Here is a 25976-nt window from a genome sequence, read left to right on the forward strand (position 1 = left end):
TAGAACGAATAGGGGCAAGCAAACTTTAAGTTGGTGATTAACCATGCAGCAATACCAAACAAAAGAACAACAGATGAAGTTTTATAAGAGTAAAGCCTGGCGACAGCTGAGGCTTTTTGTTTTGGAAAGAGATAATTACGAGTGCCAGGAATGCAAACGTAATGGATATGTAAAGCTTGCTGATAATGATAAACATAAGTCATTGGATGTGGATCACATTAAGGAGCTGGTTGATTATCCGGATCTTGCAATGGATCCCGATAATTTAGAGACACTTTGTATCAAGTGTCATAATCGCAAGCATGGCAGGTACTTAAAAGGGTTTGAGCGAAAACCGAATAAGTGGGAGCATGATGAAAGGTGGTAGAAGATGAATATTATAAATGTTTGCAAAGACTGTGGTGAGTTGGCAGAGGTGAACGAGGAAAAGAGTAATGAAAACTGGATAGTATATGACACTGAATGCAAACACTGCGGCGGTAAAGTTGAAATGAAATTTAAATAGACCCCCCGCCTAAAAATTTTGACTTATTTTTCCGACCGGGGAAACGGTGCAGGGGGCTCGACTTTCCACTTTTTTTATATAAATATCACGTGAGGGGGGGTGGGATGATGTGACAACCAAATTCAGAACCGACGTAAGCATTGATAAAATCAAGGATTATCTGATGTCGAGGATTGATACCAGCAGTCCTGTTGAGGTTGAAAAAGTTGGTAGGTATTTGAAGCATGTTGAGATGTATCGGAGGATGGAACGAACAGTCAAAAAAGAGGGGGTTTCCACCAACGTTAAAAACGGAAATCAGGAGTATATTAAATCCCACCCTCTGCTAAATGAAATGAACAAAGTTAATTCATCCATCATAAATATTGAGAAGACATTCAACTTCATCGATGAGGACGATGATGCTAAACCAAAATTCACCGCAAGCGATCTGATCTAATATGAAATTAAAAAATAAGCACGTACTGTATTATATGAACCAATACGAAGCTGGAAAAAATAAAGTCAGCAAGTATTTGGTTCTTTTATTTTCTTATTTGAAAAATCACGTCCTCAATCGAGACGATCTCTATTTTGATGAAGTCACCCATGAACGATACATCGCTTTTACTGAAAAGAATTATTTTGAGCTGCAGCCATTTCAGAAGTTTATAACAGCATTTGTCTTTTTGTACTACAAGGAAGGCAACTATCCGTTCTTTGAACAGTTCTTTTTATATATGGCCAGGGGAGCTGGTAAGAACGGTTTAATTTCATCCCTTGCTCATTTCTTTATTAGTGAGCTACATGGTATCGACAAATATAATATATCGATTGTGGCCAATAGTGAGGAACAAGCCAAAACATCCTTCAATGAAGTATATGATGCTATTGATACAGATGGTAAAGGCGGCGTGCTGCAATCGCTCTTTAAACACACAAAGTCAGAAATTAAAAGCAAGGCTAATGGAAGTGTATTAAAGTATCACACTTCAAACGCAAAAACGAAAGACAGCTTACGTGATGGTTGCGTTATCTATGATGAAGTTCATGAATATGAAGATTCAGATATTGTTGATGTGTTTTCATCTGGATTAGGAAAAGTCAGACACTCAAGAGAGTTTTTTATCACTACTGACGGATTTGTACGTGGTGGTTACCTTGACGATTTAAAAGAACGGGCAATCCGCGTACTTAAAGGTGAAGCTCCAGAGGACCATATATTTGTTTTTATGGCTTGTTTGGATGATGAAAAGGAAATGGATGATGAATCGAATTGGCAAAAGGCTAATCCGATGTTCCATAAGCCATTAAATGATTATGCTCATGAACTGTTTAGAACAGTTAAACGTCAATATATATCACTTGGTAATTCGAAGCCGTCTGCACGGATCCGTTTCATGACTAAACGGATGAACACACCAGCAACGGATTTAACAACATCAGTTGCGACATGGGAAGAGATAGAAGCTACAAACAGGCCATTCCCTGATTTGGCACACCGCACAGCCGTTGGTGGATTAGACTACGCATCTATTCGAGATTTTGCAGCTGTAGGCCTTCTTTTCAAAGTTGGTGATGACTATGTTTGGAAAACCCATTCATTCATACGGAAAGGCTTCCTGGATAACGTTCAATTAAAGCCCCCGATATATGATTGGGCTGAAGAGGGATTATTAACCATCGTTGATGAGCCTGTGATCAATATCGAGCATATCGTTGATTGGTTTGTAGAAATGAGGGAGCAATATGGGGTGAATCGAATTGTGGCTGATACATTTAGGTTGGACCTGGTTAAAACAGCTCTGGAAGCAGAAGGATTTGAATTAATTTATATTCGTAATCCTAAAGCCATACACAGTAAGCTGGCTCCTAGAGTGGAAACGATATTTGCTAATCACAATATTATATTTGGCGATAACCCGTTAATGCGCTGGTACACCAATAATGTGTACGTAAAAATCAAGAAAGACGGCAATAAAGAGTACCTGAAGAAAGATGAAGTACGTCGTAAAACAGATGGGTTCCAGGCATTTATCCATGCATTGTTCGAGGCTGATAATGTGCTGGAAGAAGAAGAGGATTTCTTCCTGGATGATATTGCTTTTTAAGGAGGTGAGGCATTGGGATTATTCGATCTATTTAAGAAACACAGTGAATTGGAACAAATGTATGATTTGGATTTAATTGAAGATACATCGGACCGTATCTATTACAAGAAACTGGCTATAGCAACATGCGTGAACTTGATTGCCAGGACCATCAGTCAGTCGGAGTTCCGGATAAAGAAAAAAGGTATAGTGCAGCATGATGAATTCTACTACAAAATGAATGTTAAACCTAATCGGAACCAGTCTGCAAGCGAATTTTGGGAAACGTTTGTATACAAATTAATTCATGATAATGAGGTATTAATTGTTAAGACAGATACCGACGACCTGCTAATCGCTGATAATTTTTATCGGAATGAATATGCCATGATGGATGATGTTTTCAAGGATGTAACAGTCAAAAACTACACATTCCGCCGGAGCTTTATAGCAAGCGATGTTATTTATCTTGAGTATAGTAATGACAATTTATCCCGGTTGGTTAATAGTCTGTATACTGACTATGGTGAACTATTTGGCAGGATGCTAGAGTTCCAAAAACACAATAATCAAATCAGGGCTACTGTTGATACTGAAAACGTTAATCCAAAGGATCCGGAAAAGCAAAGCAAAATGCAAAACTTCATTGATAATATGTATCAAGCGATCAAAAATAAAGCATTTGCTATAGTTCCACAACAAAAGGGGTTCACATATAATGAACAATCCGATAGAGCTTCATCGAGTGTGGAAGAAATAAATAAAATCACAAATGGATTTTTGGACCATGTTGCCAGGGCGCTAGGAATTCCCCCAGCTTTAGTAAGAGGGGAAATGGCAGATGTCGAGAAAAGCACACGTAATTATATGACTTTTTGTATCGATCCGTTACTTAAAAAGGTGAAGGATGAATTTAGCGGAAAGTTTATTGAGAAAAAAGACTACATGAATGGAGAACGATTGGACATTAGACGTGTTTCTTATCGTGATCTATTTGACCTTGCGTCTGCTGTTGATAAACTTGTATCTTCATCCGTGTTTACTGGAAATGAAGTGAGGGAGGCTGCTGGCCATGAAAGATCTGATGATGAATTGCTGGACAGGCATATTATCACAAAGAATTACACCGAATTAGAAAAGTTATTGGAAGGGGGTGAAAGTTAATGCCAAACGAACTGAAAGAACAGATCATGAACATGATGAACAAGAAAACAGATATACGTTTTGAAGCAGGGCAAGGAAAAGAATATTCTATGTATATTTATGGTCCAATTAGTGGATTTTCTTTTAGCAGTAGAAGTGCAGAAGGTATCCGGAGGCAACTATCAGAAGTGGATGCTGAAAAAATCCACGTGCATATTAATTCACCAGGTGGATCTGCATTTGATGGTGTAGCCATTAGTAATTTGTTGAGGAATCATAAGGCAGAAATTATTGTCCATGTTGATGGTTGGGCAGCATCAGCTGCAAGTGTTATTGCTATGGCTGGTGACAAAGTGATCATGCCCGAAAACACCATGATGATGATTCACCGTGCATCTACCATTGAGTGGGGAAATGCAGCACTCTTTGAAAAGACTGCTGCTGATTTGAGAAAAATCGACTCTGCTCTTGCTTCATCATACAAAAAGCGCTTTGTCGGAACACAAGAGGAACTAGACCAATTATTAGATGATGAATCATTTCTTACAGCAGAAGAAGCTGTTGCTTTTGGATTAGCTGATGAAGTTGGTGAAGAAATTGAAATCCAGGACCTCGAAGATTTAGATGATGATGATGACGGTGAGGAAGAATACGAAAACTTTAAAGACAAACTGGTTGCTAAATATGCAGCTCAAGCAAAACCAAATAATCAGAAACCACCAAAACAAGAGCCTACTCCTGCTGAATCAAAGCAGAATATGAGTAAGCTCTTTTTAAATTTATAGAAATAATGGAGGAATGAGAAATGACAATTAAGTTTAATAACTTTGAAGAGAAGAAAAAAGCATTTGCTGATGCTACTACAAATGGAACAGAGGAAGAACAGTCACAAGCACTTAATGAGATGCTTGAATCCTTAGCTCAAGATGTACAGTCAGACATCTTGAACCAGGTTAATACACAAATGGCTGATAATGTGGCTTTGCAATCCCGTGGCCAAAATGTATTAACTAGTGAAGAGACTAAGTTTTTTAATGCAGTTATCGAAGAAGGTGGATTTAAAGAAACTGATACGTTACCAAAGACAACTCAAGAGCGTATCTTTGAAGAAATCGTAAAAGATCATCCTCTTCTAAGTGAAATCGGCATTCAAAATTTGGGAGCAGTTACGGAATTTATTTATTCCAATGATCCATCTGGTCAAGCAGTATGGGGAGATCTATTTGAAGGAATTAAAGGTCAGTTAAATTCTACATTCCGTAAAGAAAAGATTACGCATTTAAAACTTACAGCGTTTGTACCAATCGCAAAAGATATGTTGAAACTTGGGCCTGCATGGATTGAACGTTATGTTCGTACAATTATCCGTGAAGCTATGCGAGCAGGGTTAGAACGTGGTTACGTTGCCGGTCGAGGTGCAGCACAAAGTGAACCTATCGGACTACTAAAACATGTTGATACAGAAACTGGAGCTGTAACTGATAAGACAGCTGTAGGAACCCTAACTTTTGAGCCTGGTCGAACAGTCATCAACGAATTAAAAGGTGTGGTGAAAAAGCTTGCAGAAAAATTAAAATCAGATGGAACTGTAGCGGATCATCCTCGTAAGGTTGCTGGAAAAATCGTCATGGTTACAAACCCATTTGACACGTTCGATATCCAGGCTAACGCAACGGTCCAAAACGCAAATGGAGTTTATGTTACAAACTTACCTTTCAATCCAATCATGACAGAATCTGTTTTTGTACCTGAAGGCAAAGTACTATTCTTTGTTAAGGGAGAATACATTGCTGCTGTTGGTGGCGGTGTACAAACTAACCGTTATAAAGAGACCCTGGCTTTAGAGGATGCTGATGTATTTATCGCTAAGCAGTATGCAACTGGTAAGCCAAAAGATAATAACGCTGCACAGGTTTATAACCTTGATCTATATGGTACGACAACAACAACTACTTCAAGCACAACAACAACAAGTACAACTAGCACAACCACTACAGCATAATGAGGTGATGTGATTGCAGGAAATTACAACGACATTTTTAGAAGAGTTCAAAAGTCGGATGCATATCACACACAGCGGAGAGGACAGCAATTTAAAAAGATTGTTGTCCTTTTCTGTTTCTGCTCTTAAAAGCCAATGCGGTGAGTTTGATATTTATGGCAATACCGAAACTGATAACAGAGCAAAAGAGCTTGTGTTTGAGCGTGCTCGATACGCTTATAATGATGCCGTCGAATATTTCGAGAATAATTTTTTAAGTGAAATCACCAGTTTAGGAATTGACCTAATACCTAGCACTACAACGACAACAACAACCACAACTTCTGGAGGTTGATGATGTGAGGAAATTTGAATATAAACCACCTCGAGTTCATTCTGGTGAATTAAGGACACCTGTTACATTTTATGAGTATGTGCCCAAAGAAGGTCCTTATCCAGGCGAGAAAGTGAAGAAAGTACTTTATAATGCCTGGGCTAAAATTGATGAGATTTGGTTAAGAGATGTGGAACTGGCTAAATCAAACGGAACCTTATCTGATATAACTATCATTATTAGAGACCCACAAGGAGACTATATTCCTACCAATAAGCACTATGTTGAAATCGATGCTCCGGAGTATAAAAATAAACATTATAACGTTACACAAGCTCAACCTGATATGCAGAATAGAGACTTTGTGAACGTCATTGCGGAGCTGACATCATGAGTGTTGAAGTTAATGGATTAGACAGGTTGCTAAAGGATTTGGAAAATAGGTTCGGCCAGGAACAGATGCAACGAATAAGTGATAAAGCTTTAAATGATGCAGCAGATGTATATGTCCGGGAATTAAAAAGTCAGTTTAAACCTTGGGCTGATACGGGAGCATCTATTGAAGAAATAACATTGAGTAAACCATATTGGGAAAACGGGGCACGAACGATCAAAGTATATTGGAAGGGACCTAATGATCGTTATCGCATCATTCATCTAAATGAGTTTGGAACAGTCAAAAACCCTAATCCAGACGGTAAAGGTGCTATTGCGCGTTCTTTGCGCAATTCCGAAAAAGCATATCATAACGCAATCCGCCGAGCAGTAGAAAGGGGGATGTGATGTTAGATCAAATTTATGAAGCTTTAATTGCTGATACATTAATCAATCAAAAAGCAGCTGGACGAATAAAGTTTTATGAATATCCCGAGACCAGCAGCATGACTGATACACACATCATCATAGACCCCTTAGATACACCTAGACCCAGTGATTATGCAGACAACAAATGGCTGACGGAAGATTTTATGTATCAAATCGAAGTGTGGTCTAAAAGCATAACAGATCGTGATGCTATCGCTAAACGAATCCAGCATATCATGTGGGATTTGAACTTTTTCAATGATGGCGGCGGTGTTGATGAATGGGATAAGGATTTAAATATATACCGTGACGCCAGGAGGTATCGCGGAAAAACTTATGTAGACACTGTTTAGAATGTCTATTTATTTTTTTATGAGGAGGAAAAGTTATGAATAAAGAAAAGCTGTTAAAGTTAAATTTGCAGTACTTTGCAGGAGAAGAAAAAAACTACAAAGCGTCAACGGGTGTAGATGAATTTTATTATGGAGTGTTAGACGAAAAAACAAATACTGTTAGTTCAATTAACCATGTGAAGTTTTTACAAGACATCGAAGTGGCCATGACATCGGAAATTGCACGAGCACATGGAGATAACAAGGTCGCTGAATTAGGAGTGTCACAAGGACCTGTAACCGTAAGCGGTAATTTTCATTCGATTCCTCAATCAGACAAAGATACATTGCTGGGGTTAGAGGTCTCTACAAATGGGTTATCTGCTCACGGAAGCACAGACAATCCTCCATACGTAGTGGTTGTTTTTGCTAAAACATATGAAGATGGATCTAAGGAATACGTTGGATTACCAAAAGGCAAATTCTTAAAGACTAGTATTTCCGGCCAATCAAAGCAGGGTTCTACAACGTTTAGTCAAGATCCGATTAGTGCGGAATTCATGGATCGAGAAGTTACAGGATTTAAAGAAGAAAAATCTGTGGTAACCGGTAGAGATGCAAAGGCAGAAAATACTAAACGTGATGCACTTTTCCAAGCAGTATTTGGTCAAGCATATCCAAGTACCACAACAACTACTTCTAGTACCACTACAACCACAACGGTTGCGTAAAGAGGTAATGTATTATGAAGTATATCCTATGTCAACCAGCCATTAAACGCTTTGAGTGGGAATTAGAAGTTTGTATAACCAGACTACAAAATTTAGGCATCCGGAACATTGTTCTGCTGTTTACACGGCAGGACGACCGGGTGCCTATTTATTTGGAAGAAAACTATGGTGTGGAAACGCATGTATACAACGATGATCGTACTGACAAAAGTTATATTCCGTCTGTTAAGCCATACTTATGGATGAAGTACCTGGAAGAGGATGCTTCAAGAGAAAATGATACTTATTTTTATTTGGATAGCGATGTGCTGATGAGAGATGTTCCGGATGTAAAACCAACAGAGACGACCTGGTATGCATCAGCTTGTGAAAGCTATTTGAGCGTTGATTATATCGACAGTAAAGGTCAGGATTTATTAGAGCGAATGTGTGAAGTCATAGGTATTGATGCTGCACTCATTCGTGAAAAGAATCCGATAGGTGGAGCTCAGTGGATTATCAAAAATCCAACATATGAATATTGGAAAAAGGTGTACGAGGATTCGGTCAAGCTTTACCAATTTTTAAATTCCGTGGAGGGTGAATATGTCCGAAAAAATGATACAAATTATACGCCGATTCAAAAATGGACAGCTGAAATGTGGGCTCAACTTTGGAATGTATATCATTTTGGAAAGACAGTTAAGACCTCCACCGAATTAGATTTTTCTTGGCCGACAGACCCGATTGAATTATATCATCAAACTAAAATATTCCACAATGCCGGTGTCATTAATGACCATCAGAATCTATTTTTCAAAGGGAAGTACGTGAATAACACACCTTTCAGAGATTCATTTGAACATATAGATAAAAGTAAAGCATCAATTGAATATGTGAAAGCTATTAAGGAGGTGCGACAAATGGATAAATATGAAGTTATTGCCGGATTCCGTGACAAAGAAACTGATAAAGAGTATTTTGTTGGCGACAAGTTTCCAAAGCCTGCAAATAAAAAAGTGAAGAAAGAACGTATCGAGGAATTGATGTCCTCCAATAACAATGCTGGGAAACCATTAATCAAAGAAGTGAAAGAGCAGGAATAACGAACCTGCTCTTTTTAATAAATAAGGGGAGGTCAGATACATGGCTGATATGAAACGCAATATGATAGAGCTTGTTAAAGAAGTGAAACAAGGAGAGCTAGTAACCGAAAAATATTTAACCCCACTTTTTATCCCAATGAGAAAAGTTTATGAAGCAGTTGATATGCTTGAGTATATTCAAATGTCTGCCGGCACATCAGAGGCCGAAAAGGAATTAATTGATAAATTATTAATATTTGTTGTGGATTTATATGACAATCAATTTACAAAAGATGAATTGTTTAATGGCCTACACGGCCCTGGTGCCGTAAAAAAATTGCAGGAACAAGTTATTTTTGTTGCGCGAGGTGTCCAGGACGAAGATACAAAAAAGTATCTAGCGACAGCGAGGTAGGTGATGTCTATACACCAAAACAACAGAAACAGGATATGGATGGATTGATTCTGAGAATGATGAAAAGCGGAAAGGACATTAACGAAATCCTTAACATGCCTTATTATTTTGTTGCTCAATTGTTTAAAAACGAAAATAAACCCGAAAAGAAAACCTCATTAATTGCTGCATTTGGTGGATAGAAGGGAGGGTAAACAATGGCGCGAAGAGTTGAAGGGTTATCCATCGATCTTGATTTAAATACCCAAGCCTTAAACCGAGGATTAAAAGGTGCTAAAGATAGCCTGAAAACCGTTAACAGTGAAATGAAAGCCAATATGTCTGCTTTTGACCGTGCTGATCAATCCGTTGAAAAATACGAAACACGGATTCAGGGTTTAAATAAAAAGTTAAAAGCTCAAGAACGAGTGACATCTGAAGCACGTAAAGAATATGATCGAATGATTGAAAAGCACGGGGAAGGTTCTAAAGAGGCAGAAAAAGCAGCTAGAGAGTATAACAAGCAAGCGGCTTCATTAAATAACCTGGACCGATATGTGAACAATGCAACAGAAGAATTAGAGCAAATGCGTCAGGAACAACGTCGAGCTGAGTCCCGTTTAGGTAAATTATCTAGTGGACTGGACACCTTTTCAGGAAATCTTGATAATGCTGGGCAAAAAATGACCAATTTTGGACAAACCATGTCTGCGAGTGTAACAGCTCCTATTGTTGGTTTGGGAGCAATGGCAGTGGAATCTACAAGAGATTTTCGCGTTAATATTGCTCGTCTTGAAACAAACGCAAAGGAAGCCGGTCTTGGCGTGGATGTGCTGCACAAATCTATGAAAGACTTGAATGGCATTACTGGCGAAACAGATTCAAACGTTGAAGCCCTCTCTAATCTTATGGCAACGGATATGAACAGTAATCAGCTGCAACAAGCTGTGGATGATTTGTCTGGTGCTGTCGTCAAATTCCCGGATACGTTAAAAATAGAAAGTTTGGCTGATGGTTTACAAGAAACAGTAGCCACAGGTAAGGCTGTTGGACCATTTGCTGAGCTATTAGAACGTATGGGCGTTGACTTAGAAACGTTTGATGAAGGTTTAGCTGAAGCGAAGGAAAGTGGAGATGAGCTTAATTATGCTCTGAACGAATTAAATAATTTAGATTTATCCAAAGTGAACAAAGAGTTTCGGGAAACGAATAAATCGTTGGTTGAAGCCAGGGAAGAACAATATGACTTCCAGGAATCCTTTGCAGAATTAGGAGAAAAATTAGAGCCTATTGCTACTGAGTTAACAGAACGCGTGACCGATATTGTAGATGCCTTTAATGAATTGGAACCTGAAACACAAGATAACATTATCAAGTTTGCTGGACTTGCCGCAGCTGCTGGACCTGCAGGAATTGCTTTGGGCGGTGTAACGACTACTTTTAGTAATTTATCAAAAGGCGCAAGCAAGCTCACTGATATGCTAGGCAGGGGTAGCACCGGTGGAAGAGGATTGCTCGGGCGAATTATGAGTCTAAGCCGTGGTGGTGTCGTTGGTCTTGCTATTGGCGGTGTTGCTGGGTTAGGTCTCGCCATTAACGGATTTATCAAAAAAACTAATGAGGCCGAAGAAGTAAATCTTGATTTTGCTAAATCTATGAGTGATCAAGCAGCTAACCTTGAAAAGAATGTTGCTACATTTGAACGTTTATCCGATAAGGCAAATGTAAGTAATGATGAACTGGCTCGATTGAATGACTTGAACAAGCGTATTTCTGAATCAAGTAATCCAGGTGAAATTAATGAGCTGCAAAAACAATACAATAACCTTGCTCGAGAATCAGGATTATCAAAAGAAGAACTACAAAATTTATTTGATGCCAACAAAGATATTATTGAACAGTCTCCAGACGTTCAAACGTCTATATCAGAAACGGGTAATAAGTTTGTTGAAAGTACTGAAAAAGTAAAAGAATATATTGATAAAATAAGAGATTATTCTGAAACAGAGCTTGAAATTGAACGCGCCAAACTATTAGATCAGCAACAGGAAGCTTTGGATACTTTGACTAAAAAGAAAAAAGAACAACAAGCAATAGATACTCGTATCAACAATATATTAGATGCTAGGGAAATGACTAATGAAGAAATAACAAAAAGCATGGGTGAAATTGAGGAAAAGCTTCGTGATAGTAAACTTTCGGAACAAGAGTGGAATGAGCTAAAGCAAAAACAAATAGACCTTGCTGATGTGAAGAATGGCAAGGAAATTGATCTTCTTGAAGAGTTGCAGAATCAAAGGAAGGAAATTAAGAAAAATATTGATCAAGAACAAGAAAAGATTGATAAATTACAAGCAACAAACCAGCAACTGGCAAACATCTATTTAAAAAATGTCGGCATCAATGAAGAAGGCGAAAAAGGATTAAAAGCTCTTGATAAATCCATTGAGAAAAATAAAGAGGAAATACTAAAACTTCAGGAAAAACGAAATGAAAAAGGTAAACTAACACAAGAAGAACAGAAAAGGTTAGAGAAATTAAGAGACACAACGGCCGAACAAGAAGAACAAAAACTAAAAATCTTTGAAGAACTCGGCATCTATAAAAATATCAATTCTTTATTAGATGCAAAATTATCAACTTTATCCAAAGAAGAAGAGCAAAAAATCATAAATCTAGCCAGAACAAGAGATATCAAAGTGGAAGAAGGAAACATCCTTCAACAACTTCAAAAAAAGAACGATAAACTTTTGGAAGAAAGAAATAACCTTATAAAAAATCTGGAAAAACAAGGTGCTACTAAGTATGAGATTCGTGAACAGGTTTCTGAATTAGATAAAAAAATACTGAAAAATGATAACGTCATTAAAGAAATTCTTAAAGAAACTGGGCTATGGGAACAGGTCAAAGATGAGATTAATTTAGGCCGAAATGCTATTGATAAACAGTCAGAGGGAATTGACAATGTAAAGGATAATATTAGGGACTCAATCGGATTGGCCGGCGATCTTAATGATAAACTTTCTGAACCAGTTTGGAAAACAGTATCCTTACAATATTCCAATACCGATGGTCCTCCACAAGGTCATCACGTACCAGTCGGATACGCAGTAGGTACAAATTTTCATCCAGGTGGTGTGTCTTGGCTTGGCGAAGAAGGACCTGAATTAGTTGAACATAATAACAAGTGGTCATTAGCTGGGTTTGGTCTTTTTGATGTTCCTCGAGGAGCTCACGTTTATACAAATGATGAGTCCAAAAAAATCCTTAGTGCTTTAAACAATATACCTGGGCATGCTGAAGGAGTTAGTCCAACTGGGGAAGTTGACCGTATTATTGGGCAGTTGAATAATCAATCACCTGCAACAAGTGAATCTGTTGTTTATATAACAATGGTTAATGAGATTAACGGAAGAGAATTAAGTCGTCAAACCTTTGAATATGACTTGGAATTCCAGAAACAAAAAGAAATGAGAGATATGAGAGCAAGGGGGATGGAATGATGGGTGCGACATATAGAGGTAAACACTCAAGTGATTTTGGCTTAGCTGTACAAACAAACCCACATATTCTCCCTGATTTTAGTTTGAGGACGACAAATATTCCTGGTATGCCTGGTGCTCACTATCAGGGCAACGAATATGGCATGAGACGAATCCCTATTACAATTGGCTTTATTGGCAAGGACGTACAAGACTATGAATCTCGTTTACGTGCACTGGCGGATTGGCTACGTCCAGACTTAGGACCTGGCGTTTATGTATCGGACAACGAACCAGATAAATTTAACTATGCGGTATTACAAAGTGTTAGTTTTGGGAGATTTAGAAGAATCGCAGAAATGGGTGAAGGAGATCTTGTTTTAGTTTGTCCTGACCCATTCGCTTATGAATCCAAAGAACAAAGTAAGGCTTTACCAGCAAACATCGTGTATGACGGTACAGCTGATACTTATCCAATCATTACAGCAAGATTCAACCAGCCGACTACCCACTTATCAATCATGAATGGTGACCAATCTATTGATTTAGGGAAACCTGATAAAGTTACGGAAACGGCTGTAGCTCCTGAAACTTTAGTGCTGCACGATACGATGGAAGATACCTCACTCTGGCAAACAGCAACCGAAGTAGACAACGGTTCTGTGACAGGTAGTATGACCGATGCAGACGGCCCCGGTTTTTCGGTGTCAGATTATGGCACTGTGATTACGCCTCATGAATTCCAGGGCCCTTCTTTACAAAGAGCCATTGGCGCTTCATTACAAGACTTTTATGCGGATATACTTGTACACCAATTTAATTTATCCGGAAACACAGGCATTATCGAGATTTATTTCCGAGACGCAAACGGCAACAACATTGCCAAATTTGGTTTTGGTGACAGTCATATTGGATTCCAGAAAAATGAAGGTGTGCTTCAGTTAGGTGGTACAAGTGGCGTTCGGAATCCATTAGAACCAGATGATCGTAGCGAATGGAATAATTTTAACGGAATTATCCGTGTACGCAGATGGAATAATCGTTGGCTGGCTTATTTGGCGCAAAGGGACGAAAACGGGAATTACAGAGGAGAAAAGAGTGTATCTTACTTAGAACCTATTTACACCACACCTGTCGACACGATTCAAGTGGCTATACGTAAATGGGGCGATACTACACCAAATGACCAGGGGATAAGCGAAATTAGAGTTTATCAACTTAATGATACATCGGGGGCAAATGAGGTGCCGGAAATTGCTGTTGCTGGGGATGAAATCACAGTGGATACAGCTACCGGTGATGTAAGAAAAAATGGTGAACCCAGAATGGATTTAGTCGGGTTATCTACGGATTTCTGGGCTTTAGAACAGGGAGAGAATATTATTGATGTGCAACCTTCAGGGGTTGCTGATTTAAGTATGAAATATCGAAATCGTTATCTATAAGAAAGGAGTGCTGATATTGTCATTCAGTAATTATCTTGAACAGAAAGTATTAAACGATAATCTTGTTAACGCTACGGTCTACCTAGCGTTATTTACTTCTGCACCCGGAGAAGATGGAACAGGAACAGAGGTGAGTGGAGGGGGATATTCCAGGCAACCTATTACTTTTGGCGCACCAACTGATGATGGAGCAGGTTCTATGCAAACGTCTAATAGTGCAGCTGTTGAGTTTCCTATCGCCTCAGCTGACTGGGGTATTATTACTCATATGGGTTTATATGATGCTGAAACTGGCGGGAACTTACTAGATTTTGGCTCTTTAAATTCCACAGCAAATATACAAGAGAATAACCAGTTTTTAATTAATGTCGGTGATTATACGGTTAAAATTAACTAAGGAGGTTACTATATGGCTCGATTAAATGCAGCTAACAATGCTATAACAACAATTTCTGAAGCGATGGACGCTACGCAAACAACTGTAAATGTAGTAGATCCATCGCTTTTTCCATCCCCTCCTTTTCGAGTAACAATTGAAGATGAAATCATGGAAGTGTCAAATGTTAACAGTACAACTTTGACTGTAACTAGAGGAATGGAAGATACGGCATCTACCTCCCATGATAATGGAACGGAAATCTCAAACAACTTTACTGCTGGCACACAAAACGAACTTGTTTCCCAATCAGAATTTGATACACACGTCCAAGAATTTAATGAACATAAGGCTAATGAAGTGTCACAAGCTGAAGTCCACGGCTTACGTGCTACAAACGGAAAATTAGAATATTACGACGGAACAGAATGGAAAACGGTAAGCGGTGGTTTGCCCGTTGGCAACGTGACTAATTTCGATGTACAAGCAGGAAATACAGAAGTTACTTTAATGTGGCAAGACCCAACAGATGTAACACTTGACGGTGCTACTTTAGCGGAGTGGAAAGGAACAAAAATACTAAGAAAAACAGGAAGTTATCCTGTAGATGAAAATGATGGTGTTCTGGTCGTAGATAGTAGTGTTCGAGATCAATATGCTACAGATGGGTTTGTTGATACTGGATTAACTAATGATACAACCTATTACTATTCTGCTTTCCCTTATACAACTGAGGATGTTTATGATAAAAAGTCTGACGCACAAGCTACACCACAACCTTATCATATTTATGGTGTAGCAATAGATACAACGAACAGCAACCCAGAAACAGCAGTCACTTACACAGACGATGCAACAGGATTTACGCCAGCAAGCGGTAATGATGGTGCGTTTAGTTACGGTTCATGGCAAGATAAGTTTCCGTTTAATCAAATTAAACCATGTGTATTCTTAAATGGTGCAGTCAATTATTACCTTGACCCTAACGATTACAGCCTAAAAGAAGACGGCACAACAGCCGATATTACGAGCGGAGCAGATGGTGACGTAATGATTGAGTTTCCAAAAATATGGTGGAAATTTGAACGTAGTGGGGATTTTCTATATATCCGATACGCAGATGCTCAAATTGATTCCAGTTATCTTTCGTTAGCACATACAAGAGGGACAACAGAAAAAGACAAGATTTATGTCGCTGCATATTTAGGGTATGACGACGGAACTTCTTTACGGTCTTTGAGCGGACAAACACCAACCGCATCAGAAACTATCGGTTCATTTAGAAATAAGGCGCAGGCGAACGGTACTGGGTATGAACAAATGCCATTTTATCCGTTGACTATGTTACAAATATTAGCTTTAATCATGTTTAAAAATAGAGATTTACAGACAGCACTAGGCGAAGGGTACACAGATTCCAATAACTCATCGTCAACCACAACTGGTGCTACGGACACAAAAGGGATGTTCTATGGATCTACACTAGGAACAGAACAAGTTAAGTTCTGTGGAATTGAAGATTTTTACGGAAACTTACGCTACTGGATTGATGGTGTGTTGTATGATACTAACTACGATATGTTAATCGGTAATGACGGTTATAACGATGCAGGCGATGGTTATACAAACTATGGCGCAACAGGATGGAATACTGATGAAGGTGGTTATGTTGATACTATTCAAGGTTCAACAGAAACAGGATTTATACCCGCATCTATTAACGGGAGCGAAACCACTTATTATGCCGACTATGGATATATCGGGTCGGATCGCCTGCCGTATTTCGGCGGCAATTGGGATACTGGGTCGGATGCGGGTGCGTTTCATCTGTATTCGGGTGCGGCGTCGGGTTCGGGTTCGTCTCTCGGTGCGCGCGCTTGCTTTGTATAACTAGGACATGGGCAAAGTTCAGGTCGGATCACCTACCGAATTTCAGCAGCAATTGGAATAATAGGTCGAATGCAGGTACGTTTCATCTGTATTCGAGTACGGCGTCGGGTTCGAGTTCGTCTCTCGGTGCGCGCGCTTACTTTGTGAATAATAAAATGATGAATCTTTGCCCCAGCGCTTGCTATTGAACCAGTGATACCATATGCAGATAAATACTACAAGGAAGTGATAAAAGGTGAGAGTAAGAGGGACACAAAAAGTCGTGAAGCCGGTTGAGGTTAATGTAGATACGGTATATGTAAGGACAAATATTACTCAGATTTCCGAGCAAGATTTTGAAGGATGGGAATATGATGAAGATACTTTTTCTGCAAAGGAATACATCGAACAACTATCTAATGCGGATGATTTATCATCTATTGCAACGCTTGTTTCCAATTTGATGAGCGAAATCGATTATTTAAGAAGCAGAGTAGAAACATTAGAAACTTATCATAATTAAGGAGGTATTATAATGGCTGATTATTCATATTTAAATCAATATCTTTTAAACATGTACGTTACAGCAGTTGATACCGGGAGGTTTACGATTGATTTTGTGCCTTTTATGTATCGACAAGCGGTAGCTGACACGCTAGGAATAACACTAAATTAAGGAGATGTATTGCGTTGAAACGGTTTTCAGATTTCGCTAAAGACTCTAATGTTATGATAGGCGATAAAATGAAAATAGAAGATGTTCTAGGAAAAGAAATTGAAGTGATTGGATGTAAAATAAATGACAGTAAACAGAAATCTGGAACAAAAGTATTAACGTTACAATTTAGGTGGGATGGAGTTGAACGCATTCTTTTTACTGGATTTAGTGTTTTGATTGAACAATCGGAACAGTATAAAGATGAAATGCCTTTTCTGGCTAAAATTGAAAAAGTGAATAAGTTTTATACTTTCACTTGATGAATAATAGGAGTATTATACGCAGTAAACAGAAGCACCCAAAAAGAGGGTGTATTTTTATTGAGAAAGGAGGTGTGCCTTCTTGTTTAATCGCACCTATAACTTTGTCTATAACTCAACAAAATTAGATGCTGCGGTTAAGTCCGTTACAGTAACAAAATCAATCGTTAAATCTCGAATGATTATCCGTAATAATGTTACATCAAATACGCATACGAAAACTGACGCAAATGGCTCGGTTAAGGTTATCCGGAAAACTGGAGATACGATATCGGTTGTTAATACTGATAGCTTCGTTAAAGGTGTCATTGGTGTCACTTCTAGCCTTACCACGAAAGCGACAACTATGACAATATTGGATAACAGTATACGTAATTATGCTCCGTCTATACCTTACAAAAAATCTGAACCATCACCAATATGGATATATGACCGTAATGAGCAATTAAAGACAGTATTGATGCCTAAGCAACAACATAAAAGAAAAGCAGTCCCATATTGGAATGGTTGGTACGTTGAACAATTAAACGGCAAGGTAACACTAGATTTCGAGACTGTATCCGATATTCCTGAGTCTGAATTTATCGAGCCAGATGGACGGGCTGTTATAAGGGATATGGACGGTAATTTGGTTGAGTTTATCATTCGTAGTCCGGAAGATGTAGACGATAGAAATGGTACTGTAAAAGTGGTTTATGCAGAAGGCGGTATGTACGAGCTCATCGATGAATGGCTATCTGGGTATACCGCAGCAAATGTAGACCCAGAAACCGCACTTAGAGCCATACTTCAAGGCACAAGATGGGAAGTAGGTCATGTCGATACGTTCGACAACCAGAGCGTGGATTTTGAAGATATAACCGTCAAAGAAGCTGTCCATGAATTGGCTAATATGTTTAGTGGAGAATTACGCTACCGGGTGGAAGCTGACCATAATACCATTACAAGACGGTATGTAGACCTATTGCAAAAGCGTGGAAAACGTACCATGAAACGCTGGGAAATGGGCAAAGATGTTGAATCTTATAGACGTACCGTTGATACTACAGGCATTAAGACAGCTCTATATGCTAAAGGTAAATCAACGAAGAATGACGGCCCTCGGGTTACTTTTGCGGATGTAGAATGGTCGAAAGCGAAAGGTGATCCGGTTGATAAACCTTTAGGAGACATCTATGTTGCTGACCCTGAAGCGCTACATCAATGGGGGTATGACGGAGGAACAAGACATAGAAAAGGATTCTATGACGGCCAGGAAGGTGACCCAGCCACCCTGTTGTTAAATGCATGGAAAGAACTACAAAAACAAAAAGATGCGGTTTATACGTATGATTTTAATGTTTTGCTATTAGAAAAGCTAACGGGGTACTCTCATGAAAAAGTTAGGCTGGGTGATACAAATGCAGCTATTAATCACCGGGTACATCCGAAAAGCGAAGTAGAAACATCAGTAATTGAATTCAGGCAAAACCTGAACGATGAAACCTTATCAGAGGTCACACTTGGTGCTTTTAGACGACAATTCGATACTAATTCCAGGGTACGAAATGTAGAAAAAGGCTACAACCGAAATAAAGGTAAATGGGATGAAAAGGAAACGCCAGAAGGAGCACAATCAAAAGCTGACCAGGCACTTGCCACTGCACGGGAAGAAATTGATGCAGCTGAACAACGAATTAGTCAAGCGGAAACGGACATTTCAAGCGCTCAATCCATCATAGACGAGGTTACAAGCGAAGATTCATCCGGACAGCATGTACTTAATGGAACACTTATAACGAATGAAATCATTGCTGAAAATGCTACTTTGACTGGAACACTTACAGGAAGTAACGCAACTATACTGAATTTAACTACCGATAACATGACCGCCAAAAATGCAACCATACAAGACGCTACTATTACAGGAGACTTTGTGAGCGGTAGTATAAATATAGGAGAAGATGCCACGGTAGGTCAAAACCTTACAATAGGAAATAATGAAAGTACAGGTTCTTGGTACAGCGCTAGTTACCTTAGTTTTGGCGACTATGCGAATATATACGCATCAAGTACAGGTGACATGAGTTTTAACGCAGATAGTTTAAACATATATTCCAACGATATAGTATTACCCCAAATTGTCGAATCATATCCAAATGGAACTGATTTCAACGGAGGTTTTTTCTTTAGTCAAATATCCTTTCAAGGGATAGATAATAACAACAGAATTTACACAGATACAGCCGACAACCAAAGAATGAAATTAGAAACTGACGATACAACTAATAAGACTCAAATATGGGTAGACCCTGCAAGAACCAATGTTTATTTTCTTGTTAACGATATTGTGAACCACACTTTCTATGGCAGCGGTAATAAGGATGGTGGTTCAATAGAGATAGACGGAATTCGTTACGGTATGTCACCTATTGATTCACCGCAGACACTTATATTTGACTTAATTACAGACATTCAAGTAAACGGGGAGACAAAGATTTACTTAGATTCAATCTTATCAAAAGCACTAGAAAACTTTGCTGTATTTCCTAATAACCCAGATGTCAAAGTGATTCAAAAAGGTACAGATTACTTTGTTGTGGATGGAATCGGGTTAGCTGATTTTCAAGTCATAGGTAATAGGATAGGATTTGAAGATGCTTACTTCACAAACCTAACTAAAATGTCAGAAGATTTACAAGCAAAGGAGAGCTTAAATGGTTAATGATTTAGAGTATAAGTTCAGCAAGCCTAAATTAATTGAAATGTCTGAGATTGATAGTGGTGGATGCTTTTTACGAACTGTTCTCATCGAACAAAATCATCCTAATGCAGCTGCATTAATCAAAGGTAAACCACCAGATACATTAAACAATCCCAGATGGATAAATGGTCAATGGAAGGAGGGTTGATATAATGGAAGCCGAAAAAGTATTAAAGTATATGCGAGCTCAAATTGCGACTTTATCGCAACAAAACGCTATTGCAAATGCACAACTAGAAGAAAAAGAAGCCGAAGTCAAAAAACTGAAAGAAGAAAACCGCAAATTGAGAGAGTCTGAGAGCGCCGAATAAGGCGTTATTTTTATGTCTAAGAAAGGAGATTTATTTTAATGGAAAATTTTTTCAAAACAATAGTAGCAGTAGGTGGGGCGGCTGCCTCATTCTTATTTGGGGGTTGGTCGTCCTTGTTAAGTATCCTATTAGCATTTGTATTTATTGATTATGTGTCAGGATTTATTGCAGCTGGTGTAGACGGAAAATTAAATAGTCACGTTGGATGGATAGGGATTGCTAAAAAGGTAGCAATCTTTTTTATTGTTGCTGTAGCTCACATGGTTGATGTGGCTTTAGGTGGAGATACACATATGGTTAGAGATGCTGCAATTTTCTTTTATTTAGCCAATGAAGTTCTTTCAATTACAGAAAACGTGGGGCGTATTGGCATCCCTATTCCAAATAAGCTTTTAGATACTGTGGAGGTTCTTAGAGGAAAAGGTGATAAGTAATGGAACACTTCAAACAAATTCCTAAGTTTAAAAATCTACGAGGGGAAACGGCTCACGATGGTTGGTATAATGTCTATCCACTTACAGTAAAGACAGATATAGCTATCCATCATTCACTAACCGAAGAAGGTGACTCATTCTCATTCGCACGTTACCACGTGTATACGAAGAAGTGGCCAGAGGTCGCTTATCACTTTGTCATTCTTAAAGACGGTACTGTGGAATGGAATCATGATCTCGGGGTACTAAGTTATCATGTGGGCGATTCAAACTATCGTGCGGTTGGTATTTGCCTGGTCGGTGACTTTAGAACTGAAGAACCAACTCAAGCACAAAAAGAATCATTGTACAACCTGCATGAAGCGCTCAAAAAGGACCTTCCAAACTATAAACGCACCAGGGGCCATGATGAATTTCCGGGGTATGCTTGGAAAGCATGCCCTGAGTTTGATTATAAAAAAGTCATCAGTGGTGAATTTAAAAAGGATGGTGATTTAACCGTGTCTCAATACGAAGAGTTAAAGGCAGAGATTAATGAGTTGAAAAAGGCTCTACCTAATACTAAAGCTAAAGAGCCTGGAGACTCCCACAAAGATAGCTGGAAGTGGTTAGAGGATACCGGAATCACGACAGGTGTACGTCCTAAAGACCATTTAACTCGTGAACAGTTTGCAACGCTTCTCCATAATTATTACCAGAAAAACGAAAAGTTACCTGGCTGGATGTATGATGCCATTGTTAAAGTGTTTGACGGGATTGCAGATCAACTAGAAAAGCCGGATGAGTGGAAAGAGCGTATCAAAAACCACGATGTTAGTGTACCTGAATTGCTGGGAATGTTTTTCCTTGCATACCTGAATGATAAGAAATAAGCAAAAGCCTCACCTTAATCGGTGGGGCTTTTTTTATTCCTCATAAAAATTTTCTTCACTCAATTCATATCTATCCTCGTTTATGTATCTGCGGACAGAAAATAAGTATTCTTGCAGCTCCTTATCCCTAATTTTTTTTACTTCACTTTGAAAGTAATAGGAGTATGTGCAGTTTTCAAAGTCAAAGATCAAAATTTCAATATCGTTGTATTTCCTTTCAGTCGAAATGAGCTTATATCTTGGGTGAAAAGGTGGCGACTCCCATGTCATTTTTCATCATCCTCGTATAGATCATCTAAACTAACTACAACTTCTTTCTCCAGCAGCTTTTTTAACTCCACAACCTTTACAAATGGTATTGGCGTTTCTTCATTCATCCATCTCCGAAATGTAGCCTGAGAAGCGTTTAGTCTCGTAGCAATGTGCATCTTTTTGAATCCACTCTGATCTATCAACTCATTGACCTTCTGAGCATTAAATCGAATTCCCATAACATCACCTATATAATCTTTTCCACTCACTTACGAAAACTCCTTCAATCAAAAATGAGCGTTAAAATGTGCAAATATGGAATATTGTCTATCCGGCATACATAGGTATTTATTACAATCGCAATAAAGGAGGGTTGGTATTATTGCATCAGCAATAAAATTCGTATGTGTTTTATTACATCTGAAATAAAAAGGAGGAATCGAATTGATTCTAGGCATTGATGCTGGGAACCACAGAGTTAAAGCTTCTGGTCCATTTGGAGTGAGGTCTTTTTATTCAAACATCTGCGATTGGTTTGAACGTGAAGTAGATGAACAATTTGGAGCCGATGATATGGAATTTGAATATGAAGGGAGGAAGGGGTTTGCTGGCTCTATTGCCATGTATGAGGATGAATTTGGCGGCGGTAACATGATGGGAGATACTAAAGCCCACGAAGATGCGATTATAAGGATTCTCTTAGCTGTGCACCGTTATTGCCCTAACTATGAAGATATCTACCTGGTAACAGGACAGCCGATTAAAAAACATAAAGAACAAGAAAAGCGATTTATCAAAGAAGCTCTTTTAGGATCCAGAAAAATAACTGTAAATCATGAAGTCAAGCAGTTTAATATTCAAGGTGTAGAAGTGGCTCCAGAAGGTTCAGCTGCAATTTGGGCTAAACCTACAAATGGATTAGTAAGGGTGTTAGACGTTGGGAGTGGTACCGTTAACGCAGCCACTCTTCAGGATATGAGACATATTAACACTCAAAGCGATACGTTTCATTTTGGTGTAGAAACAGTACGGAATAAAGACTATGGAGCCATGGCCAGGGGTATCATTAAGAACCTCTCTAAAAAGTGGAATAGGGATGATGTTGTATATATTGTAGGTGGAATAGCAAAGTTGATCGCACCATTCATTCAAAGATACTTCCCTAATGCTGTTGTTCTCCAGCCTGAAATCCAAAAAGCAAACAGACTAACACTGGTAGAGCCTGTATTTTCAAATGCGGTGGCGTTTAACGAGTTAGCCATAAGGAAGTTTTCAGCATGAGAAAGTGTAAGACTGCAAGCTTTGATTTAGAAGATAAGTATGAAACGGATTTGCTTGAGTTTGCGGAAGACCAGGGGAAGTTTAGCAAGTATGTAAAGCGCCTTATTGCTGCAGATAAAGAAAAGAATAGCCAACCTACCGTCATTCAAACTCAGAATCATATCCAGGAACCACAAGAACCAGAAACTGAAGGGGATGTAGACAGCTTTTTCTAGTCCCCCTCTTCCCCACCTGCAGGAATCTATAAGTCTGGGACTCTTGTACTGAGTCCTAGGGATAAATTGATAAAATGGAGGTTTCATAGATGAATAGAGTGGGTGAGCTGAGAAAAATTCGAAGTGATAAAAAACAGGACATCAAACCCCACATTCCGTTTTCTTTGTATGATCTAATTGATCGACTATCCTATATCACTCGAAAGCCGATAAAAGATATTGGTGAGCTTTTATGTATCAAAGGCTTAGATTCATCATTTGTATTAGATAGCTTGTCCTTGTATTTTACGAGGGACTATTCCAGCCAGGGTACCATTTATATAGCTCAATCAGACGATAGCTCCAGGCGAATAAAAATCAAAGCGAAAAAGAGACGTATCAGCCTACGATTTAACCCACATGATCATAACCGACTCATCAACCTATCACACGCCCTGGGATTAACAGTCGCTTCTACAACATCATTGCTCCTCATTTATGCTGCTACAGATATTCACATCATTCAAAATATTGTTCAATCTGAAGGTCATTTAGGTAACAACCGGGTAAAAGAAGCACGTTATGTACTTAAGAAAGCAAAGAAGGGAGTGTGGAAGTATGAAGCAACCCGATAAAGAGTATGCAGCTGGAGCATTTTCAGCTTTATTAGTGATCGGTGGGATTATTTTTTCCTTGTACATTTAAAGTAGGATTTTACCAAAATGTGTAGAATAATGTTAGGTGTGAATAAATAAATATAGGGGGAATCAATTTGAATAAGGAAAAGGCGATGTACTATTTTAAATCAAAATGGGTATGGGCTATTGCTGGGGCTTTTCTTTTAATCGTTATTAGCTCTTCATTCTTTTATCTACAAGGAAAATCAGTAAGTGTCGCGAAAGTTGATGAAAAAATGGTTACTTATGACGAGCTTGTTGAAGAAATTGATATTAAACAATCCAAGTTAAATGCTATAGAAACAACTATCGACGAAAAAACCAAGGAAAGAGATCAAATTTCAGATGAACTTGAAGACAATCAAGAAAAATATGATCGCTTGAATAAAATAGCCAAAAATGAAGAAGAAATCCAAACAAAAATTGAAGAAAAGAAAGATGAACTAACTCAATTAAAAGCTGATATTGTCTCGAACAAGAATAAACTACAAGAATTACAGGGAGGTGTAGAAGAAGCTAAAGGTGAACCAATCAAATTAGGTGCTGGACATTATACAGTTGGAGATGATCTTCCGCCTGGAAGATATAAAATTGAACCTACCCAAGGATCTGGTAATGTATTTATTGACGGTTGGGATGGTTCTTCCAAATTATCAGAAACACTAGGACCAAACCCTGATTATCATATACCTAGTTATGTATTCAATGCAGAAGTTGATGATACTATGGAAATTAATGTACCAGTTAAATTTACGCCGGTAGAATAAATTAAAAAAGGCAGCAATCTTTAATGAGTTAGCTGCCTTTTTATGTCCCTTCATAACTCTGAGAGGCAGACAGGAAGGCACGAAAGGTGTATGCGGAATTACCCATAAATCCCCGATAGCGATAGATCCTCACAGTGGTATGTTTTTCTTCCCGACTACATCTCCCAATAACCCTACATGCGCATGGATTGCCCATTCTCACATTGCACGTATTCATCCATTGGATAAAGGAAGAACAGTCATTGAATTTAAAACAGGACAGGAGATTATTGTTGCTGTATCCCACGGCTCTATGATGAATCAGATTCAGCGTACAGCTCAGTTTCGTTATAAGCTGACCGAGCGTTTGCATTATAAACGGAATAGTGATCATGAGCAGGTGGCTGAGCCTTTTATTTAAGAAACAAGACAGGCCCTGCAGATGCAAGGGCCTGTTTCAGCTAATCCTATTATGTTCCATTTCGCCTGGTGTGCATGGCCCGATACATCAGTTCATATAATAGATTCTGCACTTTTTTCCGTATGGCCGGGTTAAAATAGCGTTTTTCTTCTTCATAGCCATTTCCCAGAAACAGATAAGTGGAAAAGGTATCATTCTTCTGTATAAAGATGACCTGGAGATTTTTCTGCTTCATTTGTTTTTGCAGGTTTTTACGCTCCATACGTGCTTCGTGCTCCATCCTTCTTAACAGTTCTACATAAGGTTCTTTTATTTTAAAATTTCCCGATTCAACGTTCTTAATATCCTGCTCCAATACGACAATGGACATGGTAAGAAATAAAAACCTGGATGCCGTTTTAAACTCTTCCTCATTTAGATATCTCATTTTTCGTTCCCCCACAACCATAATCGAACATTTGTTCTTATGATTATTATATACAATGATCGGCCATTTTAAAACTAAAAAAATTTGGGAACAATAAAAAAGAAATGCAAC

General features: G+C 38.6%; 34 protein-coding genes. 32 read left to right on the forward strand and 2 right to left on the reverse strand.

Annotated elements, in window-relative coordinates; genetic code table 11:
- The first annotated feature begins 43 nt into the window (after nt 1–43).
- The 27 genes from ACZ5OK_RS04675 (at nt 44) to ACZ5OK_RS04805 (ending at nt 21867) form a co-directional block, all read left to right on the forward strand.
- Nucleotides 44–367, forward strand: a complete 324-nt coding sequence (locus ACZ5OK_RS04675; protein ID WP_343839707.1) for an HNH endonuclease — start codon at nt 44–46, stop codon at nt 365–367.
- Nucleotides 368–370: 3 nt separating this feature from the next.
- Nucleotides 371–505 (forward strand): hypothetical protein, encoded by a 135-nt coding sequence (locus tag ACZ5OK_RS04680; protein WP_343839709.1) that lies wholly within the window; start codon nt 371–373, stop codon nt 503–505.
- A 109-nt stretch (nt 506–614) separates the two neighbouring features.
- Nucleotides 615–944: a P27 family phage terminase small subunit gene (locus ACZ5OK_RS04685; protein WP_343839711.1), complete on the forward strand. Its 330-nt coding sequence runs from the start codon at nt 615–617 to the stop codon at nt 942–944.
- 1 nt (nt 945) lies between these two features.
- Entirely contained in the window at nt 946–2595 is a 1650-nt protein-coding gene (locus ACZ5OK_RS04690; protein ID WP_343839714.1) for a terminase TerL endonuclease subunit, read from the forward strand.
- Between the two features lie 12 nt (nt 2596–2607).
- Nucleotides 2608–3738: a phage portal protein gene (locus ACZ5OK_RS04695; RefSeq protein WP_425542201.1), complete on the forward strand. Its 1131-nt coding sequence runs from the start codon at nt 2608–2610 to the stop codon at nt 3736–3738.
- 11 nt (nt 3739–3749) lie between these two features.
- Entirely contained in the window at nt 3750–4502 is a 753-nt protein-coding gene (locus ACZ5OK_RS04700; protein WP_343840291.1) for a head maturation protease, ClpP-related, read from the forward strand.
- Between the two features lie 20 nt (nt 4503–4522).
- On the forward strand, nt 4523–5719 hold the full coding sequence (locus ACZ5OK_RS04705; RefSeq protein ID WP_343839716.1) for a phage major capsid protein: 1197 nt from the start codon (nt 4523–4525) through the stop codon (nt 5717–5719).
- 58 nt (nt 5720–5777) lie between these two features.
- Nucleotides 5778–6053, forward strand: coding sequence for a phage gp6-like head-tail connector protein (locus ACZ5OK_RS04710; protein ID WP_343840294.1), 276 nt, complete (start codon nt 5778–5780; stop codon nt 6051–6053).
- Nucleotides 6054–6057: 4 nt separating this feature from the next.
- Nucleotides 6058–6426, forward strand: a complete 369-nt coding sequence (locus ACZ5OK_RS04715; protein WP_343839718.1) for a phage head-tail adapter protein — start codon at nt 6058–6060, stop codon at nt 6424–6426.
- Nucleotides 6423–6815, forward strand: coding sequence for a hypothetical protein (locus tag ACZ5OK_RS04720; RefSeq protein ID WP_343839720.1), 393 nt, complete (start codon nt 6423–6425; stop codon nt 6813–6815). The genes ACZ5OK_RS04715 and ACZ5OK_RS04720 overlap by 4 nt, the downstream gene beginning before the upstream one ends.
- Entirely contained in the window at nt 6815–7189 is a 375-nt protein-coding gene (locus ACZ5OK_RS04725) for a hypothetical protein (RefSeq protein ID WP_343839722.1), read from the forward strand. Before ACZ5OK_RS04720 ends, ACZ5OK_RS04725 begins: the two co-directional genes overlap by 1 nt.
- A 35-nt stretch (nt 7190–7224) precedes the next feature.
- Nucleotides 7225–7899 carry a major tail protein gene (locus ACZ5OK_RS04730; protein WP_343839723.1) on the forward strand — a complete coding sequence of 225 codons (675 nt, stop codon included), beginning with the start codon at nt 7225–7227 and terminating at the stop codon, nt 7897–7899.
- A gap of 14 nt (nt 7900–7913) precedes the next feature.
- Nucleotides 7914–8984 carry a hypothetical protein gene (locus ACZ5OK_RS04735; RefSeq protein WP_343839724.1) on the forward strand — a complete coding sequence of 357 codons (1071 nt, stop codon included), beginning with the start codon at nt 7914–7916 and terminating at the stop codon, nt 8982–8984.
- A gap of 40 nt (nt 8985–9024) precedes the next feature.
- Complete coding sequence (gene gpG / locus ACZ5OK_RS04740) at nt 9025–9378, forward strand: phage tail assembly chaperone G (protein WP_343839726.1); 354 nt, start codon at nt 9025–9027, stop codon at nt 9376–9378.
- A 35-nt stretch (nt 9379–9413) separates the two neighbouring features.
- Nucleotides 9414–9560, forward strand: coding sequence for a phage tail assembly chaperone GT (gpGT, locus tag ACZ5OK_RS04745; RefSeq protein WP_343839728.1), 147 nt, complete (start codon nt 9414–9416; stop codon nt 9558–9560).
- Between the two features lie 15 nt (nt 9561–9575).
- Nucleotides 9576–12860 (forward strand): phage tail tape measure protein, encoded by a 3285-nt coding sequence (locus tag ACZ5OK_RS04750; RefSeq protein ID WP_343839730.1) that lies wholly within the window; start codon nt 9576–9578, stop codon nt 12858–12860.
- On the forward strand, nt 12857–14284 hold the full coding sequence (locus tag ACZ5OK_RS04755; RefSeq protein WP_464758520.1) for a distal tail protein Dit: 1428 nt from the start codon (nt 12857–12859) through the stop codon (nt 14282–14284). Before ACZ5OK_RS04750 ends, ACZ5OK_RS04755 begins: the two co-directional genes overlap by 4 nt.
- A 16-nt stretch (nt 14285–14300) precedes the next feature.
- The gene (locus ACZ5OK_RS04760) at nt 14301–14681 is read left to right on the forward strand and encodes a phage tail fiber protein (RefSeq protein WP_343839733.1); all 381 of its coding nucleotides are present in this window, start codon (nt 14301–14303) and stop codon (nt 14679–14681) included.
- A gap of 12 nt (nt 14682–14693) precedes the next feature.
- On the forward strand, nt 14694–16550 hold the full coding sequence (locus tag ACZ5OK_RS04765) for a hypothetical protein (protein ID WP_343839735.1): 1857 nt from the start codon (nt 14694–14696) through the stop codon (nt 16548–16550).
- Between the two features lie 235 nt (nt 16551–16785).
- On the forward strand, nt 16786–17052 hold the full coding sequence (locus tag ACZ5OK_RS04770; RefSeq protein WP_343839737.1) for a hypothetical protein: 267 nt from the start codon (nt 16786–16788) through the stop codon (nt 17050–17052).
- Nucleotides 17053–17064: 12 nt separating this feature from the next.
- On the forward strand, nt 17065–17205 hold the full coding sequence (locus ACZ5OK_RS04775) for a hypothetical protein (protein WP_343839739.1): 141 nt from the start codon (nt 17065–17067) through the stop codon (nt 17203–17205).
- 14 nt (nt 17206–17219) lie between these two features.
- Nucleotides 17220–17507, forward strand: coding sequence for a hypothetical protein (locus tag ACZ5OK_RS04780; RefSeq protein WP_464758523.1), 288 nt, complete (start codon nt 17220–17222; stop codon nt 17505–17507).
- An 82-nt stretch (nt 17508–17589) separates the two neighbouring features.
- Complete coding sequence (locus tag ACZ5OK_RS04785) at nt 17590–20211, forward strand: phage tail spike protein (protein WP_343839743.1); 2622 nt, start codon at nt 17590–17592, stop codon at nt 20209–20211.
- A complete protein-coding gene (locus ACZ5OK_RS04790) occupies nt 20204–20398 on the forward strand; it encodes a hypothetical protein (protein WP_343839745.1) in 195 nt (64 codons plus the stop codon). Before ACZ5OK_RS04785 ends, ACZ5OK_RS04790 begins: the two co-directional genes overlap by 8 nt.
- 4 nt (nt 20399–20402) lie before the next feature.
- Nucleotides 20403–20561: a hypothetical protein gene (locus tag ACZ5OK_RS04795; RefSeq protein ID WP_343839747.1), complete on the forward strand. Its 159-nt coding sequence runs from the start codon at nt 20403–20405 to the stop codon at nt 20559–20561.
- 38 nt (nt 20562–20599) lie between these two features.
- Entirely contained in the window at nt 20600–20995 is a 396-nt protein-coding gene (locus tag ACZ5OK_RS04800) for a phage holin family protein (RefSeq protein ID WP_343839749.1), read from the forward strand.
- On the forward strand, nt 20995–21867 hold the full coding sequence (locus ACZ5OK_RS04805; RefSeq protein WP_343839751.1) for a peptidoglycan recognition protein family protein: 873 nt from the start codon (nt 20995–20997) through the stop codon (nt 21865–21867). The genes ACZ5OK_RS04800 and ACZ5OK_RS04805 overlap by 1 nt, the downstream gene beginning before the upstream one ends.
- A 266-nt stretch (nt 21868–22133) precedes the next feature.
- Here the strand turns inward: ACZ5OK_RS04805 and ACZ5OK_RS04810 are convergent, their stop codons facing one another.
- The gene (locus ACZ5OK_RS04810) at nt 22134–22388 is read right to left on the reverse strand and encodes a hypothetical protein (protein ID WP_343839753.1); all 255 of its coding nucleotides are present in this window, start codon (nt 22386–22388) and stop codon (nt 22134–22136) included.
- A 175-nt stretch (nt 22389–22563) separates the two neighbouring features.
- Between ACZ5OK_RS04810 and ACZ5OK_RS04815 the strand changes: the two genes are divergently transcribed.
- From ACZ5OK_RS04815 to ACZ5OK_RS04835, 5 genes are all read left to right on the forward strand, one after another.
- Entirely contained in the window at nt 22564–23400 is an 837-nt protein-coding gene (locus ACZ5OK_RS04815; protein WP_343839755.1) for a ParM/StbA family protein, read from the forward strand.
- On the forward strand, nt 23397–23615 hold the full coding sequence (locus ACZ5OK_RS04820; RefSeq protein WP_343839757.1) for a hypothetical protein: 219 nt from the start codon (nt 23397–23399) through the stop codon (nt 23613–23615). The genes ACZ5OK_RS04815 and ACZ5OK_RS04820 overlap by 4 nt, the downstream gene beginning before the upstream one ends.
- Before the next feature lie 89 nt (nt 23616–23704).
- Nucleotides 23705–24229: a hypothetical protein gene (locus ACZ5OK_RS04825; protein ID WP_343839759.1), complete on the forward strand. Its 525-nt coding sequence runs from the start codon at nt 23705–23707 to the stop codon at nt 24227–24229.
- Nucleotides 24230–24366: 137 nt separating this feature from the next.
- The gene (locus ACZ5OK_RS04830) at nt 24367–25038 is read left to right on the forward strand and encodes a hypothetical protein (protein WP_343839761.1); all 672 of its coding nucleotides are present in this window, start codon (nt 24367–24369) and stop codon (nt 25036–25038) included.
- A gap of 58 nt (nt 25039–25096) precedes the next feature.
- Entirely contained in the window at nt 25097–25438 is a 342-nt protein-coding gene (locus ACZ5OK_RS04835) for a competence protein ComK (RefSeq protein WP_343840296.1), read from the forward strand.
- Between the two features lie 49 nt (nt 25439–25487).
- Here ACZ5OK_RS04835 and ACZ5OK_RS04840 read toward each other — a convergent pair whose 3' ends face one another.
- The gene (locus tag ACZ5OK_RS04840; protein WP_343839763.1) at nt 25488–25865 is read right to left on the reverse strand and encodes a YhjD family protein; all 378 of its coding nucleotides are present in this window, start codon (nt 25863–25865) and stop codon (nt 25488–25490) included.
- Nucleotides 25866–25976 lie beyond the last annotated feature (111 nt).

The organism is Salinibacillus aidingensis, assembly GCF_055393355.1.

Coding starts and splice junctions, on each gene's coding strand:
- ACZ5OK_RS04675 (WP_343839707.1), top strand. CDS start 44: ATGCAGCAATACCAAACAAAAGAACAACAGATGAAGTTTTATAAGAGT.
- ACZ5OK_RS04680 (WP_343839709.1), top strand. CDS start 371: ATGAATATTATAAATGTTTGCAAAGACTGTGGTGAGTTGGCAGAGGTG.
- ACZ5OK_RS04690 (WP_343839714.1), top strand. CDS start 946: ATGAAATTAAAAAATAAGCACGTACTGTATTATATGAACCAATACGAA.
- ACZ5OK_RS04705 (WP_343839716.1), top strand. CDS start 4,523: ATGACAATTAAGTTTAATAACTTTGAAGAGAAGAAAAAAGCATTTGCT.
- ACZ5OK_RS04710 (WP_343840294.1), top strand. CDS start 5,778: ATGCATATCACACACAGCGGAGAGGACAGCAATTTAAAAAGATTGTTG.
- ACZ5OK_RS04720 (WP_343839720.1), top strand. CDS start 6,423: ATGAGTGTTGAAGTTAATGGATTAGACAGGTTGCTAAAGGATTTGGAA.
- ACZ5OK_RS04725 (WP_343839722.1), top strand. CDS start 6,815: ATGTTAGATCAAATTTATGAAGCTTTAATTGCTGATACATTAATCAAT.
- ACZ5OK_RS04730 (WP_343839723.1), top strand. CDS start 7,225: ATGAATAAAGAAAAGCTGTTAAAGTTAAATTTGCAGTACTTTGCAGGA.
- ACZ5OK_RS04735 (WP_343839724.1), top strand. CDS start 7,914: ATGAAGTATATCCTATGTCAACCAGCCATTAAACGCTTTGAGTGGGAA.
- gpG (WP_343839726.1), top strand. CDS start 9,025: ATGGCTGATATGAAACGCAATATGATAGAGCTTGTTAAAGAAGTGAAA.
- gpGT (WP_343839728.1), top strand. CDS start 9,414: ATGGATGGATTGATTCTGAGAATGATGAAAAGCGGAAAGGACATTAAC.
- ACZ5OK_RS04750 (WP_343839730.1), top strand. CDS start 9,576: ATGGCGCGAAGAGTTGAAGGGTTATCCATCGATCTTGATTTAAATACC.
- ACZ5OK_RS04755 (WP_464758520.1), top strand. CDS start 12,857: ATGATGGGTGCGACATATAGAGGTAAACACTCAAGTGATTTTGGCTTA.
- ACZ5OK_RS04765 (WP_343839735.1), top strand. CDS start 14,694: ATGGCTCGATTAAATGCAGCTAACAATGCTATAACAACAATTTCTGAA.
- ACZ5OK_RS04775 (WP_343839739.1), top strand. CDS start 17,065: ATGGCTGATTATTCATATTTAAATCAATATCTTTTAAACATGTACGTT.
- ACZ5OK_RS04790 (WP_343839745.1), top strand. CDS start 20,204: ATGGTTAATGATTTAGAGTATAAGTTCAGCAAGCCTAAATTAATTGAA.
- ACZ5OK_RS04795 (WP_343839747.1), top strand. CDS start 20,403: ATGGAAGCCGAAAAAGTATTAAAGTATATGCGAGCTCAAATTGCGACT.
- ACZ5OK_RS04800 (WP_343839749.1), top strand. CDS start 20,600: ATGGAAAATTTTTTCAAAACAATAGTAGCAGTAGGTGGGGCGGCTGCC.
- ACZ5OK_RS04805 (WP_343839751.1), top strand. CDS start 20,995: ATGGAACACTTCAAACAAATTCCTAAGTTTAAAAATCTACGAGGGGAA.
- ACZ5OK_RS04820 (WP_343839757.1), top strand. CDS start 23,397: ATGAGAAAGTGTAAGACTGCAAGCTTTGATTTAGAAGATAAGTATGAA.
- ACZ5OK_RS04825 (WP_343839759.1), top strand. CDS start 23,705: ATGAATAGAGTGGGTGAGCTGAGAAAAATTCGAAGTGATAAAAAACAG.
- ACZ5OK_RS04840 (WP_343839763.1), bottom strand. CDS start 25,865: ATGAGATATCTAAATGAGGAAGAGTTTAAAACGGCATCCAGGTTTTTA.